At 46.0% G+C, this 18,333-nt stretch carries 14 protein-coding genes and 2 rRNA genes (1 of these 16 only partly in view); 9 read left to right on the top strand and 7 right to left on the bottom strand.

Annotated elements, in window-relative coordinates:
• Positions 1-13: 13 nt before the first annotated feature.
• Entirely contained in the window at positions 14-2,014 is a 2,001-nt protein-coding gene (locus tag SEDOR53_RS19305; RefSeq protein WP_051416557.1) for an SUMF1/EgtB/PvdO family nonheme iron enzyme, read from the top strand.
• A gap of 74 nt (positions 2,015-2,088) precedes the next feature.
• Positions 2,089-2,748, top strand: coding sequence for a hexitol phosphatase HxpB (gene hxpB / locus SEDOR53_RS0108465; protein ID WP_026769340.1), 660 nt, complete (start codon positions 2,089-2,091; stop codon positions 2,746-2,748).
• 98 nt (positions 2,749-2,846) lie between these two features.
• On the opposite strand, the gene SEDOR53_RS17495 is transcribed toward hxpB, so the two are convergent.
• Positions 2,847-4,382: an OmpA family protein gene (locus tag SEDOR53_RS17495; RefSeq protein ID WP_051416556.1), complete on the bottom strand. Its 1,536-nt coding sequence runs from the start codon at positions 4,380-4,382 to the stop codon at positions 2,847-2,849.
• Between the two features lie 223 nt (positions 4,383-4,605).
• On the opposite strand from SEDOR53_RS17495, the gene SEDOR53_RS0108455 reads away from it, so the two are divergent.
• Both SEDOR53_RS0108455 and recJ read left to right on the top strand, forming a co-directional pair.
• Positions 4,606-5,568: a polyprenyl synthetase family protein gene (locus tag SEDOR53_RS0108455; protein ID WP_026769339.1), complete on the top strand. Its 963-nt coding sequence runs from the start codon at positions 4,606-4,608 to the stop codon at positions 5,566-5,568.
• Positions 5,568-7,277: a single-stranded-DNA-specific exonuclease RecJ gene (gene recJ, locus SEDOR53_RS0108450; RefSeq protein WP_026769338.1), complete on the top strand. Its 1,710-nt coding sequence runs from the start codon at positions 5,568-5,570 to the stop codon at positions 7,275-7,277. Before SEDOR53_RS0108455 ends, recJ begins: the two co-directional genes overlap by 1 nt.
• On the opposite strand, the gene SEDOR53_RS0108445 is transcribed toward recJ, so the two are convergent.
• The 4 genes from SEDOR53_RS0108445 to SEDOR53_RS17490 form a co-directional block, all read right to left on the bottom strand.
• On the bottom strand, positions 7,274-8,335 hold the full coding sequence (locus SEDOR53_RS0108445; protein ID WP_037360834.1) for a ferredoxin--NADP reductase: 1,062 nt from the start codon (positions 8,333-8,335) through the stop codon (positions 7,274-7,276). The genes recJ and SEDOR53_RS0108445 overlap by 4 nt on opposite strands.
• 25 nt (positions 8,336-8,360) lie before the next feature.
• Positions 8,361-10,199, bottom strand: a complete 1,839-nt coding sequence (gene htpG / locus SEDOR53_RS0108440; RefSeq protein WP_026769336.1) for a molecular chaperone HtpG — start codon at positions 10,197-10,199, stop codon at positions 8,361-8,363.
• Between the two features lie 63 nt (positions 10,200-10,262).
• A complete protein-coding gene (locus tag SEDOR53_RS0108435) occupies positions 10,263-11,615 on the bottom strand; it encodes a DUF5689 domain-containing protein (protein ID WP_026769335.1) in 1,353 nt (450 codons plus the stop codon).
• Positions 11,616-11,629: 14 nt separating this feature from the next.
• The gene (locus tag SEDOR53_RS17490) at positions 11,630-14,170 is read right to left on the bottom strand and encodes a hypothetical protein (RefSeq protein WP_051416555.1); all 2,541 of its coding nucleotides are present in this window, start codon (positions 14,168-14,170) and stop codon (positions 11,630-11,632) included.
• A 128-nt stretch (positions 14,171-14,298) separates the two neighbouring features.
• Here SEDOR53_RS17490 and SEDOR53_RS0108425 point away from each other — a divergent pair, with 128 nt between their 5' ends.
• The 5 genes from SEDOR53_RS0108425 to SEDOR53_RS0108405 all read left to right on the top strand — a co-directional run bounded on the left by SEDOR53_RS0108425 (position 14,299) and on the right by SEDOR53_RS0108405 (position 17,235).
• Positions 14,299-15,327 (top strand): endonuclease/exonuclease/phosphatase, encoded by a 1,029-nt coding sequence (locus SEDOR53_RS0108425; RefSeq protein WP_157576741.1) that lies wholly within the window; start codon positions 14,299-14,301, stop codon positions 15,325-15,327.
• A gap of 100 nt (positions 15,328-15,427) precedes the next feature.
• Positions 15,428-15,781, top strand: a complete 354-nt coding sequence (rpsF, locus tag SEDOR53_RS0108420) for a 30S ribosomal protein S6 (protein ID WP_026769333.1) — start codon at positions 15,428-15,430, stop codon at positions 15,779-15,781.
• Between the two features lie 2 nt (positions 15,782-15,783).
• Entirely contained in the window at positions 15,784-16,047 is a 264-nt protein-coding gene (gene rpsR, locus SEDOR53_RS0108415; RefSeq protein ID WP_026769332.1) for a 30S ribosomal protein S18, read from the top strand.
• A gap of 111 nt (positions 16,048-16,158) precedes the next feature.
• Entirely contained in the window at positions 16,159-16,605 is a 447-nt protein-coding gene (rplI, locus tag SEDOR53_RS0108410) for a 50S ribosomal protein L9 (protein WP_026769331.1), read from the top strand.
• A gap of 234 nt (positions 16,606-16,839) precedes the next feature.
• Positions 16,840-17,235 carry an RNA-binding protein gene (locus SEDOR53_RS0108405; RefSeq protein WP_026769330.1) on the top strand — a complete coding sequence of 132 codons (396 nt, stop codon included), beginning with the start codon at positions 16,840-16,842 and terminating at the stop codon, positions 17,233-17,235.
• 118 nt (positions 17,236-17,353) lie between these two features.
• On the opposite strand, the gene rrf is transcribed toward SEDOR53_RS0108405, so the two are convergent.
• Positions 17,354-17,464, bottom strand: a 5S ribosomal RNA gene (gene rrf / locus SEDOR53_RS0108400).
• Between the two features lie 64 nt (positions 17,465-17,528).
• Positions 17,529-18,333: ribosomal RNA gene (locus SEDOR53_RS0108395) — 23S ribosomal RNA — on the bottom strand; it runs 1,992 nt beyond the window's last position.

Here is an 18,333-nt window from a genome sequence, read left to right as displayed (position 1 = left end):
CGATTGCATGCTTATGAAGCGCTGTTTACTCAAATCCATTTTCTTACTGGCTGCCTGTGTGATGGTCATGGATGCTGCTGCCCAGCTCATCAAAGCTCCTACCAATACCAAGACAGGTACTGATTCGAAGAAAAAAACAGGTACTAAACCGCAGGTAAAATTCCGGGATGATAATGAAGAGAAAAAAGAAGATGCATTTGCTTACCTGGTACTCAAGGCCAGCAAAAGCAGTGCCATCAACGTAAGTATCAATGAGAGCGAAGCAGGTAAGATCAAGGCTGGGATGTCTAAACGTGTCCCGCTCAACAATTCAGATGAAATGCGCATTTCACTCAGTGATGGCCAGGGTACCCAGTACGATACTTCTTTCGTTGTGCAGGATAAAGATGCAGGGCATAATATCGTTATCGCTTTTCCAGAAGTAGATAATTCCCCTGTTAAGTCGGCCGAAGTGCTCGCCCAGAAAGCAAAAGATGATCAGTTACACGAAGAAAAGCTGGAGGAATTGCGCAGGATAAAAGAAGCACAGGAAGTGCTCAAACAACAACATATTGCTTCTTTAAATGAAGCAGAGGGCCGCATCAGGGATTGGATCAAACAAATCTTCAATGATAAAACCGCATTGCAAACGCTGATAATAAAGATCAGGAAAGGCGAAAGCGGTATCACAGACCAGGTATTGAAATCCAGGGATCTTTTTCTGAACGATAAGAATCAACTGGCGTCACTGGTTAAAAACTATTCCGATTCTGCTGTAGCTTTTACTATGAAAGATGAACGGGACCGTTTCCTGAAAGAGATTAAAATTGACCAGGACAAGATCACGAGGGACGAATCTTACCGATTCATTGACGCCGTTCAGGCAGGCAAGGCCCCGCTAAGCGATAATATTGAGATCGCATTAAAGGCATCGCGAAGCAGCGATATCGGCTTTTTCATCCGCAAAGACAGCCTCGAAGAAGCGATCATTGGTGGCAAAAGAATCGTCGATTATGCACTCGATGTAAAAAGCGATACAACTGTTTTTCGTTACCTCTTTGAACACGGCGTGGGCGTCAACAATTACGGCGCCCGGTTTGCAGAAAATAAAGAGATTTACGCCACACCCCTGGCGCATGCATGCATCAATGCAGATACTGATGTGATCAAATTGTTCATCGAAAAAGGAGCCCGGTTCTTTCCTGCAACCATGAGCCGGATAGAAAAGAAAAAACAACTCAAGGTATTACTTACCAAATTCGGCAGCCGGTCTGAAGTTATGGCCCTGCTCAAAGCAAACAACTATGATGTTGATGATGGTACGGTAGCACTTTCAGCAGCTTTGCAGGAGCTCGACAGCAGCATGGTATTGGTAGAAGGCGGACAGTTTACGATGGGTTGTACCAATGAAGTAGGCGTGAGTTGTTCTACACGGGAAAAGCCGGCCATTGCTGTTACAGTGGATAGTTTCTATATCAGTAAGTATGAACTCACACAACATATTTGGGCGGCGATTATGGAAGACGATAATCCCAGTTTCTTCAAGGATTGTCCCAATTGTCCCGTTGAAATGATCAGCTGGAAAGCAGCGAACGATTTCATTGAACGACTCAATAAACTATCCAACAAAAAATTCAGGCTGCCTACAGAAGCCGAATGGGAATATGCCGCAAGAGGTGGAAAGCTGGAAGACAAATCATATTACTATGCCGGCAGCAGGGATGCCAACGAAGTGGCGTGGTATAAAGACAATGCCAATAAAACATCGCCTGTTGGTGGTAAGAAGCCAAATCCGTTGGGTCTTTACGATATGAGTGGCAACGTATCGGAATGGTGCAGTGATTATTATGCAGAGGATTATTTTTCCCATAGCACACGTGTCAATCCCATAGGCCCTGAGTTAAGTGCGCAAAAAGTATTGCGTGGCGGCTCCTTCATGCAATCATCCTGGTCGTCTCGCATATCCAACCGCGAAGGACATGAGTTGGATTTCAGCAACAATGCCACCGGGTTCAGGCTCGCCATGAGTAAATAAGTTATGATAAAATAGCAGCTTGTTCTACGCATCTATGATTTGCTACCAATACTTTTGCTCCTCAATAATTTATTATGCAGTTAACAAGCGTTATTTTCGATATCGACGGTTTGCTGATCGACAGCGAGCCCCTATGGAATGAAGCAGCATCAGAAGTATTTGCAGCCTATGGCGTGTCCTTTACCGACGAACAATACAAAAGCACTACCGGCTTGCGTACAAGAGAGTTTGTACAGTGGTGGCTGGCCTGGTTCAAAATCGACCCTTCTGAACAATTACGGGCAGAAAAAAAGATCATTTCACTTGTACTTGATAAAATCGAGCACAAAGGACGGGTGATGCAGGGTGTCCCTTATATTTTTGATTTTTTCCTGAAAAAGCAATTCAAGATTGGCCTGGCTACTTCTTCACCACCGGAATTGATTGAGTTGGTGGTGCGCATGACTGGTATAAAAGATGTTCTTTCCGCTGCCTGTTCTGCCGAATTACTCGATTACGGTAAGCCTCATCCGCAAGTATACCTCAACTGTGCACAGGAACTGAATAGTCATCCTACTGCCTGTCTTTGTTTCGAAGATTCTTTCAACGGATTGGTTGCTGCCAAGGCAGCACGTATGAAATGCGTGGTAGTACCCGCCGCTGCAGAATTAAAAGAAGAAAAATGGGGTGCGGCTGATTTACGTTTGTCTTCGCTTCAGAATTTTGGCGAGCTACATTTTGGACTGCTCAGTTAAAACATACTACTTAACAAATACATCTTCACAAAAAGAAAGCCCCGCATCTTACGATACGGGGCTTTTATTTTTAATCCTTACGGTAGGAACCGTTCAGATTATTTTCTGCTTTTCAGGTTAGGGTGAGGAGCCGGTACTGAATTAGGACCTTCTTCGGTTGTACCCTGGAGGTCAACAGTGTTGGCATCGCCATTCTGACCATAAGTGAAGATGAACCTGCTTTCAGCAACACCTTGTTTTTCAACCAGGTATTTGATCACAGCGTTTACACGCTCCCAGCTCAGCTGTTGAGCAGCTTTGCTTGAAGCACCGTAACCGATCACTTTTACTTTACAGTTAGGATTAGCGTTGATCTTAACAGCTGCATCAGCCAGTAAAGCTTGTGCTTCTTTAGACAGTTTAGCGCTTGATCCTTTGAACTGGATGCTGGGCAATCCACCGATGGTGCACTCAGCTTTAGCAGCTTTCATGTTAGCCATCATGTCTTTGATTTCTTTGCAGCATGCAGGCTCAGGACAAGTACCTACGCCATCAGCATTTACAGGGAAGCAGTTAGCAGGAGTCAGCAATTCTTTATCCCTGTAGTCAGGAACACCGTCGCCGTCTGTATCGAGTGCTCTACCATGTGTATCAACTTTGGCACCTTTGGGAGTATTGGGTTCCAGGTCGAACTGATCTGTAACACCATCGCCATCAGAGTCAGGCAGAACCACCGGAGGCATCTTCATGTGCTTGGGTGAGTTCAGCTCGTTGTATACATAGTTGTTGGGATTCAGCCAGTACAAAGGCTCCACTCTCTTGGAAGAGTTGCCGATGTTGATGTTCAAACGGGCAGTAGTGAACGAGATGAAGTCGTTTTTAGTGCTGTTAGCACCTTTGTAACCGTCGAGGTAATCATAACCAGGAACGGCCATGTAAAACTTCTGTTCAAGACCCAGATTAACCTGCTTGTTCAGCTTGAAAGCAACACCTGCACCGGCAGTAGCCATGTGCATAATTGCCCAACCTTGTCTGCCGTTAATGTTGGCACCAAACCAAGTGTTGATCAGGCCATTCTGTGAGTTAGGATCGCCAATACCATAATAGGTGTTGTAGCCACCTGGCTGGGCGAAAGGCCCAACAGGTTTTTTATACAATACCCTGTGCCCTACCAGGCTGTAACCAGCCAACACATAAATGTTGGCCTTGGGGTTGCCCCTGTAGTGACTGGCGGAGTTCAAAGAAGCGATCAGGTCTACGCCCAGTGAATGTGTTTGGCTCTTGTAGGCATACTGACCAACAGAAGTGCCATAAACAGTAGGTTCACCGGAATTCAACAGACCAGTGTAGTTAAATCTGTAAGAAAAAGTATGACTGAAGGCCTTTCTCAAAGAGATAGTACCACCAAATCCTACTTTGCTTTTTACCTCTCCCAAAATGAAAGAGGGACCTGCACCAAATCCCAGTTCCCACTGAGAACGGGGCTGCGCCGGGTACGGGTATTGGTTGTTCAGAAATTCATTGTGTTGTGGAAGGTTTTTCACAGCGATTTTAGATGTGTCTTTCCAATCCCAACCCCAATCCGTCTGAGCAATACCGACCGACTGTAACAGCAGGACCAGCGCTGCGGCTGAAAGTAACTTTTTGCTTGCCATAAGATATAATTGATATTTAAGAATTTAACCGATCTCGATTAAAACATGACAAAAATATGCTGTGCATGACATTCATCCAACTTTTATCAGGTTTTTTTTATTCACAGCCAAAAGGGCCATCGAACAGGTTTACAGACATTTATAAAGCAAATAACGCTGCCTGACCCCTGTTTATTGTATCTGATATTGTATCTATCCTGCTATATTGCAGCATATTTGGACAATGAATTTAGCAAAACAGGTCATATCAGAGGAATTGGTCAGGTTTGAATCCCATTTCAGGGAAGCTGTGAAGAGTCGGGTTGCCCTGCTGGACCGGATCATGCAGTATATAGTAAAGCGTAAAGGGAAGCAACTCCGGCCTATGTTCGTACTCCTGAGTGCCAAGCTGGGCGGGGATATCAACGATAGCAGCTACCGCGCCGCCTCCCTGGTTGAACTGCTCCATACCGCCACCCTGGTGCACGACGATGTAGTGGATGATGCCCTGGAAAGAAGGGGATTTTTTTCTATTAATGCGCTTTGGAAAAACAAAATAGCCGTGTTGGTAGGAGATTACCTGCTGTCGAAAGGGCTCCTCCTGTCACTCAATAATAAAGATCATCGTGTATTGGAAATCCTCACCGAAGCAGTAAGACTAATGAGCGAAGGAGAACTGTTGCAGATGGAGAAGTCACGAAAACTTAACCTGGAAGAAGCCACTTATTACGAAATTATCAACGGCAAAACCGCCTCTTTGCTGGCATCGGCTTGTGCGGCCGGTGCTTCTACTACCTTCGATTCGCCGGTACCTGTTGAAAAAATGAGGCTTTTTGGTGAAAAAGTGGGCATGGCTTTCCAGATAAAAGATGATCTGTTCGATTATGGCAGCCAGGATATAGGCAAGCCCACCGGTAACGACATCAAAGAAAAAAAACTGACCCTACCTTTGATCTATACCCTCAATCATTGCGAAAAAGAACTGAAGAAAAAACTTATTTACATCATCAGGAACGAGAACCAGCAAAAAGATAAAGTGAAATTCATCATCGACGCGGTTACCCAGTCAGGCGGTATCCGGTATGCTACGGAAAAGATGCTGAGCTACCGCAATGAGGCCCTGGCCATTCTGCACGAATTTCCCGAATCGCCTGTGCGAAGCGCACTTGAAGAGCTGGTGCGTTATACCACAGACCGGGAATATTGATGCAGAAACGATGGCAAATAGCGAAGCAGGATGAGGCCAAAACTTTGGCACTCTATGAAGCGCTGAAAATCAATCAGACGCTCTGTGGTATACTGGTGCAGCGCGGCATCGATGACTTTAATAAAGCAAAACAATATTTCCGTCCCCAGCTATCAGACCTGCACAGTCCCTGGCTGATGAAAGACATGCAGAAAGCCGTTGAGCGTATCATGCTGGCTTTTGAACGTCATGAAAAAATCATGGTTTACGGCGATTATGATGTAGATGGAACTACTGCCGTAGCCTGTCTTTTTCGCTATCTTCATACTATTTATGACCGCATAGATTTTTATATTCCACATCGTTACCGTGAAGGTTATGGCATTTCACAACCGGGTATCGATCTTGCAAAAGAAAAAGGGTTTACACTGATCATTTCGCTTGACTGTGGAATCAAGTCGGTAGAACTGGTTGAATATGCACAAACACTGGGCATCGATTTTGTCATTTGCGACCACCATTTGCCAGGACCGGTATTACCTGCAGCGGCAGCCATACTCAATCCCAAACAAGCCGACTGCCCTTATCCTTATAAAGAACTTTGCGGCTGCGGCGTAGGATTCAAGCTGATGATGGCTTTGAGTGAAAAACTATCGCTGCCTGCCGGTACTTATCTCCCTTATCTCGACCTGGTGGCTACCGCTATCGCGGCTGACATTGTACCCATCACCGGAGAGAACAGGACCTTGACTTTTTACGGACTCAGGCAGGTGAATGAATCACCGAATAACGGGATACGGGCACTCATGCAGTTGGCAGGTATCAGCAAACCGCTATCTATCAATAACCTCGTTTTTGTGATTGCACCCAGGGTCAATGCGGCGGGAAGGATGGACGATGCACGGAAAGCCGTACAACTCTTCATTGAACAGGATTACCAGACTGCGCTTGGTTATGCCGAAATGTTGCACAACGATAATGCCGATCGCCGGGAAGCTGACAGCACCATTACCGAAGAAGCATTAGCGGTGATCGAAAACGATGAGAAAAACCTGCACAGAAAAACGACTGTCGTGTACCAGGAGCATTGGCACAAAGGTGTAGTGGGCATCGTAGCGAGCAGACTAATTGAAAAATATTATCGTCCCACTGTGGTACTCACACGCAGTGGTGATTATGTTGCCGGCAGCGCCAGAAGCGTGGCCGGTTTCAATCTTTATGAAGCCATCTATGCCTGCCGCGAATACCTGCTGGGATATGGCGGACATTTTGCTGCTGCCGGCATGACTTTGCTGCCTGAAAATGTGCAGCCTTTCTCAGAAGCATTCGAAAAAGTAGTGGCTACGCAGATCACTGATGATTTGTTGATACCGGAGATTGTCATTGATGCAGCCATTCGTTTTTCAGAGATCACTCCATCACTTTATAAAATACTGGAACAGATGGAGCCTTTCGGGCCCGATAATGCGCGGCCCGTATTCATTGCCCGTCGCGTAACCGATACCGGTTATTCGCGTGTTGTAAAAGAACACCATATCCGTTTTGTAGTAAAACAGGAAAGGATCAGTTTCACCGGTATCGGATTCAACCTGGCTTCCAAATTCCATCTGTTGCAGATGAACGCACCTGTCGACATAATTTTCACCATCGATGAAAATGAATGGAATGGGGAGAAGCATTTGCAGTTGAAAGTAATCGATCTCAATCTAAGCAACCCGGAACATCATTAAGTTCCTACCTGCAACACTACACCTGCTTCTACTGGATATCCGGTACAAGTGAGTACCCTTCCGCTGGCTACCTCATCGTCTAACAACACATCATTGTGCCACATCCAAACCTTTCCTTCCAGGCAAGTAGCAGCACAGGTTCCACATTGGCCGCTTTCGCAACTGTAAGGAACAGGTATTTGCAAAGATTTGGCTGCTTGTAAAATGGTAACAGGGTATTGCACTTCGAATTGATATTCCTTGCCTGCCAGCAAAAGCTTTACCTGGTGTGGCTTCGTATCGGGAGGGGCAGGCCTTTTCTGTGGCTTCTCTACATTGAATATTTCCTTTCGGATATTGGCCGGCGGCACACCGTGACCTTGCAATGCAATGGTGATCATGCGCATATATTCAAAGGGGCCACATAGATAGAACAATTGCTTTCCCAGTTGTTCTACAGACTGGCTGCCAAACAATCGATGCAGGAGATCTACATTCAACCTTGCTTTGGAAAGATCGGCAACCGTGCTGAATAAAAAGATCACCTGGAATCTTCCTGGAAAAGCCTGCTGCAATGCTTTCAACGATTCGTAGAATATAGTGGTTTCTGGAGAACGGTTACTGTAAATCAGTACAACAGGAAGTGTATCGTTGCTGTATAATACGGTCTTGATAAGCGCATAGACCGGTGAAATACCACTACCTGCTGCAAAAAAGATCAGTTGCTTGTATTGATGCCACGTTGTTGGTAAAGTAAAGAAACCAGAAGCGCCTATCGTAAGCAATTCATCGCCTTCTTTCGTTTTATCAACCAGTCTTCGGGAGTATTCACCGTTTGTTGTGCGCTTAACAGTGATCATCAGTGGCTCGTTCAATAAAGGTGTTGAAGAAAGTGAATAACTACGCCTCGCTTCCCTGCCCCCACTCTGCCTGAAAAGAAAAGTGAGGAACTGGCCTGGTAGGTATTGCAAGGGCACATCCCCTATAGGTTCTAAAATAAAAGAGCGGGTATCCTGTGTTTCACGAATAACCTGCTTGACTTTTAAGCGTATGGATGATGGGCCTGCCTGTTCCTGCATAAATTGAAATTAACAAAAAGGCCAATTAATTTCCCTGCATCAACTCCACATTACGGTTGATGAAACTGGTAAGGTCATTGCCTTTCAGCAATCCTTGTGAAAGCAATGCCAGGTCGGCAAGGGTTCTCACTTGTTTCTGTTGTATATCTGCATTGGTTTCTTTCAGCAGTTTCTGGTAAATAGGGTGATTACCGTTCACTGTCAGGGTCACTTCATCGGGCATTTGTGCATAGAAAGCAGTCATGCCACCTCCTCCTACACCTGCCATGTCTTTCATACGACGCATGAATTCCGGACGCGTAGCCACTACGGGCGCACTGCTTGTGCTCAATCCCTTTACTTCTGTAGTAACATTCAGATCGGCAATTTGTAAAGTAAATAAAGCTTTCAATTGATCTTCTTCTTCTTTGCTCAATACGGTATTGCTGCTCTCCTGCTTGTCAATCAGGTTGTCTACGATATCTGCATCCACTCGTGTGAAGCTGGTATTTTCCCATTTCATCTCCATGTTATTGATGAAAGCGGCATCCACCAGGGTTTCCATTTTTACCACCAGGTATCCTTTTTCTTTGGCTGCCTGTATGTATGCATCCTGCTGAACCGGGTTGGTCGTATACAAGATGATCTGTTTACCTTCTTTGTTTTTCTGAAGGGTTTCGGTAGCTGTTTTGTATTCGTCCAGCGTATAGAACTTTCCGTCAACGTCTTCCATTACCAGGAATTTGCTGGCTTTTTCCAGGAACTTATCATCGGTCATCATACCATACTTCACAAACAATCCCAGGCTCTCCCATTTCTCTTCGAAAGATGTTCTTTCGTTGCGGAATATTTCTTCCAGCTTATCCGCCACTTTCTTGGTAATGTGCGCATTGATCTTTTTCACATTCGGATCACCCTGCAGGTAACTGCGGCTCACGTTCAGCGGAATATCCGGACTATCAATCACGCCATGCAGCAACATCAGGAATTCGGGAACAATGTCTTTTACTTCATCTGTAACGAATACCTGGTTGCAATAGAGTTGTATTTTATCCTTCTGTATTTCGTAGCTCTGCTTGATCTTGGGAAAATACAATACACCGGTAAGGTTGAATGGATAATCTACATTGAGGTGTATCCAGAATAAGGGCGTTTCACCGAAAGGATACAATTCCCTGTAGAATTTTTCATAGTCTTCCTTGGCCAGTTCCGAAGGCTTTTTGATCCAGATGGGATCGGTGTTATTGATAGATTTCTCTTCTCCTTCTTTCTTTTCACCTGCTTCTGAAAAATAAATGGGGATGGGCAGGAACTTACAAAACCTTTCCAGTATGCCTTTGATACGACCAGCTTCAAGAAACTCCGCGCTTTCCTCATTGATATGCAGCACGATCTTGGTGCCGCGCTCGTTGTAATCTACATTGTACAATTCAAACTCGGGACTTCCATCGCAGCTCCAGAAAACACCACTGCCTTCCTTGAAACTTTTGGTATAGATCTCTACTTTATCGCTCACCATGAAGGCGCTGTAAAAACCCAATCCGAAATGTCCAATGATATTGGCGTCCTTGTATTTATTCACGAACTCTTCAGCGCCGCTGAAAGCTACCTGGTTGATGTATTTATCTACTTCTTCGCCCGTCATACCCACGCCACGGTCGATAATGCTGAGCGTTTTTTCTTTGGCATCCAATACCACATCGATCCGCAGTTCTCCCAGCTCTCCTTTTGCCTCCCCGATAGAAGACAATGTTTTCAGTTTCTGGGATGCATCTACAGCATTACTCACCAGTTCACGCAGGAATATTTCATGGTCACTATACAGGAATTTCTTAATGATCGGGAAGATATTCTCCGTCTGAACCCTTATCTGGCCTTTTTGCATATCAGTTTTTTCGGTGCAAATGAACAAAGAAAATACCAAAAAGGCTATGCTGACAGGATGACATTAGTTTCCTACAACGGTAATATCGCTGAGCTGGAACAAAGTAGTCCTTTTAAGGGCCGTCTGTGGCGGATCGGCACCTTCGTACCGGAAAGCAATATATACCTGTCCCCGGTAGCTGCGCAGACTGATGCTTCCCGAACTGACCCAATTGGCAGCTATGTTTGTAACAGACCCTTTGGCAACCTGGGCAGAAAGTGCGGTCCATTTAGCTTTCCAGGGACTATTTCCCCCATCGTAATTGGTAGAGGCCAATACTTGCAGCGTAGCTCCGTTATCGTAGCCATCCCTTGTTTTGAATTGTAGCTGTTCATTGGAACTGCTGCTGAAATTCAGGGGCGGACTGATCAACCAGGTGGTTACCTGCGGTTGGCCGGTGGCGAAGGCCGATAATTCGGCATAGGTTTTCCCACCAGTTTTTTTTGCTATGAATTTTTTGTCGCCCGCTTCCGCTACCTGTTTCCATCCTGGCAGTTGCACAACTGTATCTGCAACCTGTGATCCAAAATTTTCACTCAATAGTGTGCGTGTTCCGTTTCCGGTACAACGGAGCTCATTCATTTGCACATCACCCGTATCCCTGATAAGCAGTTGCTTTTCGGTTTTATAAACGGTATAAATTCCTGTGATACCCCCATTGCCCCTGGGTGTATGTAAGGCGGCGAATTTGGCATAGGGGCTGGTCCGCACATAAATGCTTCCGCCACCGCAAGCTTTGAGCACATGGTTAACAGGTTGTTTATTCAACACATCAGCATAAGGCCTGCCGGTATCTGATGCAGCAAATTCTACCTGCTCGAGCCGTATGAGCCGACTCTGCCAGGTATCGGACAGTTCATCTATCCGCACCGTTTTAGGTGTTACCGTCTGTTGCAGTTGGCCTCTTACCAAATACCGGCTGAACAATGCCTGCGGAATTCCGTTCAACTCCGGGGAAGCGGGATTTTTACGGTTCACACTGCCACCCAATTGCAACATTTTCCCGTACTCGCCCATCCAGAGGCCGCGTAACCTGATGAACAATTTACTGCCTTCGGGAAAAGTGTTGTATAAAGAATAACCATCCATTTTAATGGTTATGCCTGCAGTGCTATCCTGTATCACCACAGATTTATAAAAATTATCCTTGCTGTCGTCTGCCACTACAATTCCTGCAATGACCTGTTCGGAAGTAATTTGTTCAAAGCCTCCTGCCACATGCAGCTCACGCAGTTCTTTGATGGTCATGGTAGCACTGATCTGCGGCCCGGTAAACCCGGGTGGTTCATCCCATTTTTTATTACAAAAGATCACCAACAACACCATGGGAGCCAATAACAATGTTGTACCTGTCAATTGATGATAAGGGTTTTTCATACAATTATTTTTAGTTAAAGACGAAAACTGATTCCTGCTGAAAAAAGAATACCCTGGTTGAAATAAAATTTAGGCGGGAACCTGTCCGCATCTTTCTCTGCCATATCGAACCGGAGTTGTTCATATCCTCCCGTTATAAAAACATGGTTGAGCAGGTTGCTCACACTGATATACCCCTGTAATGTTCTGTATTTGCCTTTTCGTGCTGTACGCAGCAACCATGATTTACCTGTAAACAGGTTCATGATCAATGCGGGTGGCAACACAGTCTGGCCAATGATCTTGTTCCATTGTTCACTTTGTTCCGTTATGCCCTGCAACGCGGTATAGGTTCTGCGAAACGGGTTCATGTCGAGCCAGTGCTGCCTGCTGTAATTGGCAGCCAGGTTAAAAAAGAAAGAGCGGGGCGATTGATAACGCAGTTCCAGGTGATACGCTTCCTGCGGCGATCCGGGCAACCGGAAATTCCGGATGTATATTTCTTCTTTGGCCACTATATAATCATCATTGTCCAGGCTCACAGATACCTGTTGCCGGCTGTTATAATAATACCGTCCCAATGAGACCGCAATAGCCAATGACCAATTCGTATTTAGTTGTGCTTCTCCTCCGATTTCAACACCGTAGTATAGTTTGCCGATGTTGTTGATGGCATAGTTCACAAAGCTTTTGTATTCATCGTGGTAAAATGAAAGGAGGTCGAGTCCGTCTTGTGACCGCGTGATATAACTTGTTAGCCTGAACCTGATAAGTGGTGTATTCCATGCATAGCCTGCCTCGACTGATTGCACTTGTTCATCGACCGGTACATGCTGCCTGGTATCCCTGGTGCGCGGTGAAATAAACAAGTCGGCAGCAAGCGGCGCCCTGGTAAGCAATGCTGCATGCAGAAAGAAATACCGCCGCCCGTCCAGCTTATAAGTACACCCGGCTTTTACAGCATGGGTATTGAATGTAACAAGATCAGATTTGCCAAAGGAGGCGCCGGGAAATAACCCATTGCGTACATGTCCTTCGCGCTGGTAAGCAGTATGCGTAAGCGATACAGCAGCAAAACCATCGATCTTATTTCCGGTAAAAGACGCTTGCATCCATGCAGTTCCCGAACGGCTGAATAAACTGTAATCATATCCAAACACATCTCCTTTCCTGATGATCCGGTTGGGTTGATCCAGATCGTACTGAATGGCATCGGCATTCTGTATCGCATCTCTTTCTGCAAACTGGTTCCAGTTCACATAAAACTCACCGCCCAGCAGGTCATTCAGTTTTTTGTAATGATGCTGTGCCTGGTATTGGAGCTGTATCCCCCCTTTCAACATAAGACGTTCACTGGCTTCCATTGCTAGTAAACTGCTGAAATGTATCTGCTGCCGGGCATTCATCCTTTCTTCGATGATATAACGCGATCGTAGTCCCTGTACATTTCTTCCTGTTACGCCATTAACATCATGGATCGTTTCAACAGACTCCCTGTTTGCCTGGTATAATTTTTCCCAGTTGATCTGCTGGAGGGATACTTGCTCCCTGATGACATCGGCTGTGAGCATGCGCAGCGATGAGTCTGATTGGAACGAAGGCAGGTAACGATAATAATCTGGCCTTGGATCGGCCGCTTTGTACCAATCAAGTCCCGTGCTGCTGCGGCGTCCGCTTATCCATGCAAAAGAATTCAACCAGTTGATGTGATGGTTCAATTTCATCTCATGTGTAAGCAATAACACAGGCTGGTAGGCTATGCTGGTATTGGCATTTCTTTTCCGACTGCCCTGGTAACCCCAATAAGGATTATACCTGGTTGTTCCCAGGAGCTCTATGGATTCCATCAATATGGCAGCCTGCCTGCCATATTGCAAAGGGGAACCGAAAAAAGACAGCGAGAGTGATTGATGTTCGCTGAGTTTTTTATCGATGCCCATAAAATAGCTCCATCCATCATAAAAACTTCCGGGTGCATGCCCTTCAGCTGCCCATCGCCTGCTGCCACTAAAAGAAAAAGCCCATCCGTTTTTTTGCATACCGCTATGATAAGTGAATATCCACCGGTGTGTATAGCTGCGATTGGACATGCTATAACTGAACTGTATTCGCCGGCGCTGGCGGGCAGCCCGTATATCCATTGCAAGCGAGCCTCCGATACCACCAAATACATGGTCACTGTTGCGCAAACCTTGTACCACTTCGGCATTTCGAAATACATCGTTTAGTCCACTCCACAGCGACCAAGGCGTATTTCCATCTTCGAGAGTGTTCATGGATAATCCGTTAATAGTGGTTTGAAAATAATGTCCTTCATAACCCCGGATACGAAAGCGGAATGCACTGAATTGAAAAGTTGCCGCTGCATAAAAAGGATCCCGTGCAGCGGTAAGCAATGGAGGCATATTTGAAGTGCCGGATTGTTTGCCCTCCGTTTCATCCATCAACAGCACAGGCATGGCATCGGCGTCATTCACTTGTACAGACATCATGCCCAGTGTATCCACAGGCTTTTTTTGAGCCCGCAGGTTTTCCCATAATAGGCAAGCGGCCAGCAAAAGCAAATATTTCAGCATAAGGGTGCATTGATTTTGATATTCAAAAATGAGCGGATTGGCTCCGGCCAGACTGGTACTGGAAAAATTTGCGGTAATTACTTAAAGTCAGTCGCCATGCAGGAGATAGTTTTATTGAAAAAACAAACGTGTTAAAAATCATTCTTTGTTTTTGCCTGTTGTTTTGTTGTGCCGCAGTACAATTGAACAGATACAAGGTTTACATTGCGGGATTTTACAACCTGGAAAACCTATACGATACGGTTGACAATCCTATTGTAAACGATGATGAGTTTACACCGTCAGGTGATAAAGGATACAATGGGAATATCTATACCGATAAACTCACCAGGCTGGCAACGGTGATCCGGGAAATAGGAACGGATTATTCTCCCGATGGCGTTGCGTTACTAGGTGTTGCCGAAATAGAGAACGATACCGTCTTGCAAGACCTGGTAAATCACAGTTTGCTAAGGCAACGGCAGTATCGTTTCATCCATTACGATTCAAGAGACAGCCGCGGAGTGGATGTGGCTTTGTTGTACCAGCCGAAATATTTCAAACCACTGGAAAGCATCCCGTTGCAAGTGATGCTGCCGGGCAAAAGCAAGGATGCTGCTTTTACACGCGATATTTTATATGTCAGGGGTTTGCTCGACGGGGAAACTGTACATATTTATGTCAATCACTGGCCGAGCCGGCGTGGTGGCGAAGCCCGGAGCTCTCCTGCCCGGGAAGCTGCAGCCGCCACCTGTCGTGCGCATTTTACCTTAATCCGGCAAGCGGATCCGTCCGCCAGGATATTGGTCATGGGTGATCTGAACGATAATCCCGACAATAAAAGTGTAGTGGAAGTACTGAAGGCCAGGGGGGATCCCCGGAAACTGGCGCCAGATGAATTGTACAATCCCTGGCTGGTACTCTACCGGAAAGGGATCGGCACCCTGGCGCACCGTGATAGCTGGGGTTTGTTCGACCAGATCCTGCTTACGCCTTCCTGGTTGCGCCGAAAGGAGGGGCTGTTCTTTTACCGGCAACACATACACATCAAACCGTATATGATGCAGAAAACTGGCCGGTACAGGGGCTATCCCCTCAGAACCTGGGAGGGGAACAGCTACCAGGCGGGGTATAGCGATCATTTTCCGGTGTTTATAGTACTCTTGAAGAATTCATAAGTTTTCACTACTTTTGCAGCCCCAAATCTGTTTTGGCAGATTTCCCGCCCTGGCGGGATCCACTGGGAAAAAACCAAATTATAAACTAAAAATTCAGGTAATGAACCATTACGAATTGATGGTGATTTTTACTCCGGTACTGTCTGAAGAAGATTTCAAAGCTTCTCAGAAAAAGTACGCTGATTTCATCGCTGAGAACGGCGGTGCAACAGTGCACAGTGCTCCCTGGGGTTTGAAATCACTGGCTTACCCGATCCAGAAAAAAACCACTGGTATCTATTGGGTACTGGAGTACACTGCTCCTTCTGAACTCAACGAAAAGTTGAAAATTCAAATGTTGCGCGATGAGCAGATCATGCGCCACATGGTAACCCGTCTCGATAAATACGCCGTCGAGTACAACGACAAGAAAAGGAATGGCGGATTTGCTGTAACTGAAAAAACGGAGGCTTAATCATGGCAAAGAACGAGATTAAATACCTGACCGCAATCAAGCAGGAGAAGCCCAAGAAGAAATTCTGCCGCTTCAAAAAATACGGCATCAAATACGTTGATTACAAAGACATCGAGTTCCTGAAGAAGTTCGTGAACGAGCAGGGTAAATTGTTGCCCCGTCGTCTCTCCGGTAACTCTCTGAAGTACCAGCGTAAAGTAAGTGACGCAGTGAAGAAAGCCCGCCAGATGGCGCTGCTTCCCTATGTAACTGATCTGTTGAAATAAACTTTATTAGTAACCTTCCCTAACTTGTCCGCCGAAGCCTTGGCGAAGGTGGACTGAGGACAGTTGGAGACATAGATCAAAAACTGGGCTCTTGGGAACTAAACAATCAATATGCAAGTAATCTTAATTCAGGATGTGGACAACCTGGGCGGCCGTAATGAACTGGTAACAGTAAAGAATGGATATGCCCGTAACTTCCTCATTCCCGGGAAATTTGCGGTAGAAGCCAACCCTTCCAACCTGAAGCAGCTCGAAGAGCGCCTGAAGGTAAAAGGCAAGAAAGAAGCCATTATGCTGGCTGAGATCAACAAAGTGATCGAGGTATTGAAGGCAGCCCCTGTGAAAATCGGTGCTAAAACCGGTACCAGCGGCAAGATCTTCGGTACTGTTACCTCTCTGCAGATCGCACGTGCTATCCGTGACCAGAAAGGTTACGAGATCGACCGCAAGCGTATCTCTATTGTAGGTGAGGTGAAGGAACTGGGCGCTTACAAAGCTACTATTGACTTCGGCAACGGACAGGTTACCGAGATCGATTTTGAGGTGGTGGGCGAATAAAAGCTCATTTCACTGTTCTGACATTGAAATTCAAGCCCTGCCGGTCATTCTGGCGGGGCTTTTTTATGGGCAAAATAAGCCCACGAAAAAAAAGTTGCTTTTTCCATAAAAACATTACCTTCGGGAGTCCAATGACAGTTCTTCCATGTCTCAGAACGTTTTTACGTAAATGTTTCAGGGTTCTTGGTTACTGGTTTTTCATTGGTTTTTGATCACTTAATTTTTTTTTCAAACATGAACATTTACGTTGGAAACCTGAACTGGAACATGACCAGCGAAGACCTGCAAAATCTTTTTGCGCCTTATGGAGAAGTAACAAGCGCTAAGATTGTTACTGACAAATTCAACAACGACCGTAGCAAAGGTTTTGGTTTTGTTGAAATGGCGGATGATGAAGCTGCGCGTAGCGCGATCAGCGGACTGCACGATACAGAAGTGCTGGGTCGCAAGATCGTTGTAAACGAATCTACTCCTCGTCCTGAAGGCGAGAGAGGCGGCTTTAAAAAGAAAAGCTTTGGTGGCGGTGGTGGTGGAAGCCGTGGCGGTTATGGCGGCGGCGGAAGCCGTGGCGGCGGTGGCGGATACAACCGCGATCGTGGCGGCAATGGTGGTGGATACAACAGGTATTAATTCCCAATAACTGACACTACATTTTAAGTCTGGCTATTAATTAGTCAGACTTTTTTTTGTGCCCGTCATCGGTGGGCATAAAAAAAGCCCGTTACACTTTCGTGAACGGGCTTAATAAATATGGCAGCTACCTACTCTCCCAGCAAGGTGCAAGTACCATCGGCCATGGGGGGCTTAACTTCTCTGTTCGGAATGGGAAGAGGTGAACACCCCCGGCAAAACCACCATAAGTCGTTTGTGCTTATCGCACTTAATAATTTACATATTGGGAAGCTAGTCATCCAAAAAAGAAAAAAATAAAGCTTACGGGTAATTAGTACTACTCGGCTTTGCTGTTACCAGCTTTACACCTATAGCCTATCAACGTCATCGTCTCTGACAACCCTTAAAAGTAAACTCATCTCGTGGAAGGTTTCACGCTTAGATGCTTTCAGCGTTTATCCTGTCCGTACATAGCTACTCTGCATTGCAGTTGGCACCACAACAGATACACCAGCGGTACGTACGACCCGGTCCTCTCGTACTAAGGTCATGTCCACTCAATTTACTTGCGCCCACCACAGATAGGGACCGAACTGTCTTGCGACGTTCTGAACCCAGTTCACGTGCCACTTTAATCGGCGAACAGCCGAACCCTTGGGACCTTCTCCAGCCCCAGGATGTGACGAACCGACATCGAGGTGCCAAACCTTACCGTCGATATGAGCTCTTGGGTAAGATCAGCCTGTTATCCCCGGAGTACCTTTTATCCTTTGAGCGATGGCCCTTCCATGCAGAACCACCGGATCACTTTAGCCAGCTTTCGCTCCTGTTCGACCTGTTTGTCTCACAGTCAAGCACCCTTTTACTAATGCGCTCTGCGTACGATTACCAACCGTACTGAGGGTACCTTTGCGAGCCTCCGTTACTTTTTAGGAGGCGACCACCCCAGTCAAACTACCCACCATGCAATGTCCCCTTCTCAGGGTTAGGTTCTAAGCAAACGAAGGTTGGTATTTCAACGTTGACTCCACAATAGCTGGCGCCACTGCTTCATAGTCTCCCAACTATCCTACACATCGGTTGCTCAAAATCAATGCAAAGTTGTAGTGAAGGTTC

This window comes from Asinibacterium sp. OR53 (genome assembly GCF_000515315.1).
In the GTDB taxonomy this organism is placed as follows: domain Bacteria; phylum Bacteroidota; class Bacteroidia; order Chitinophagales; family Chitinophagaceae; genus Sediminibacterium.
This window is presented reverse-complemented; position numbering and strand designations above follow the sequence as displayed.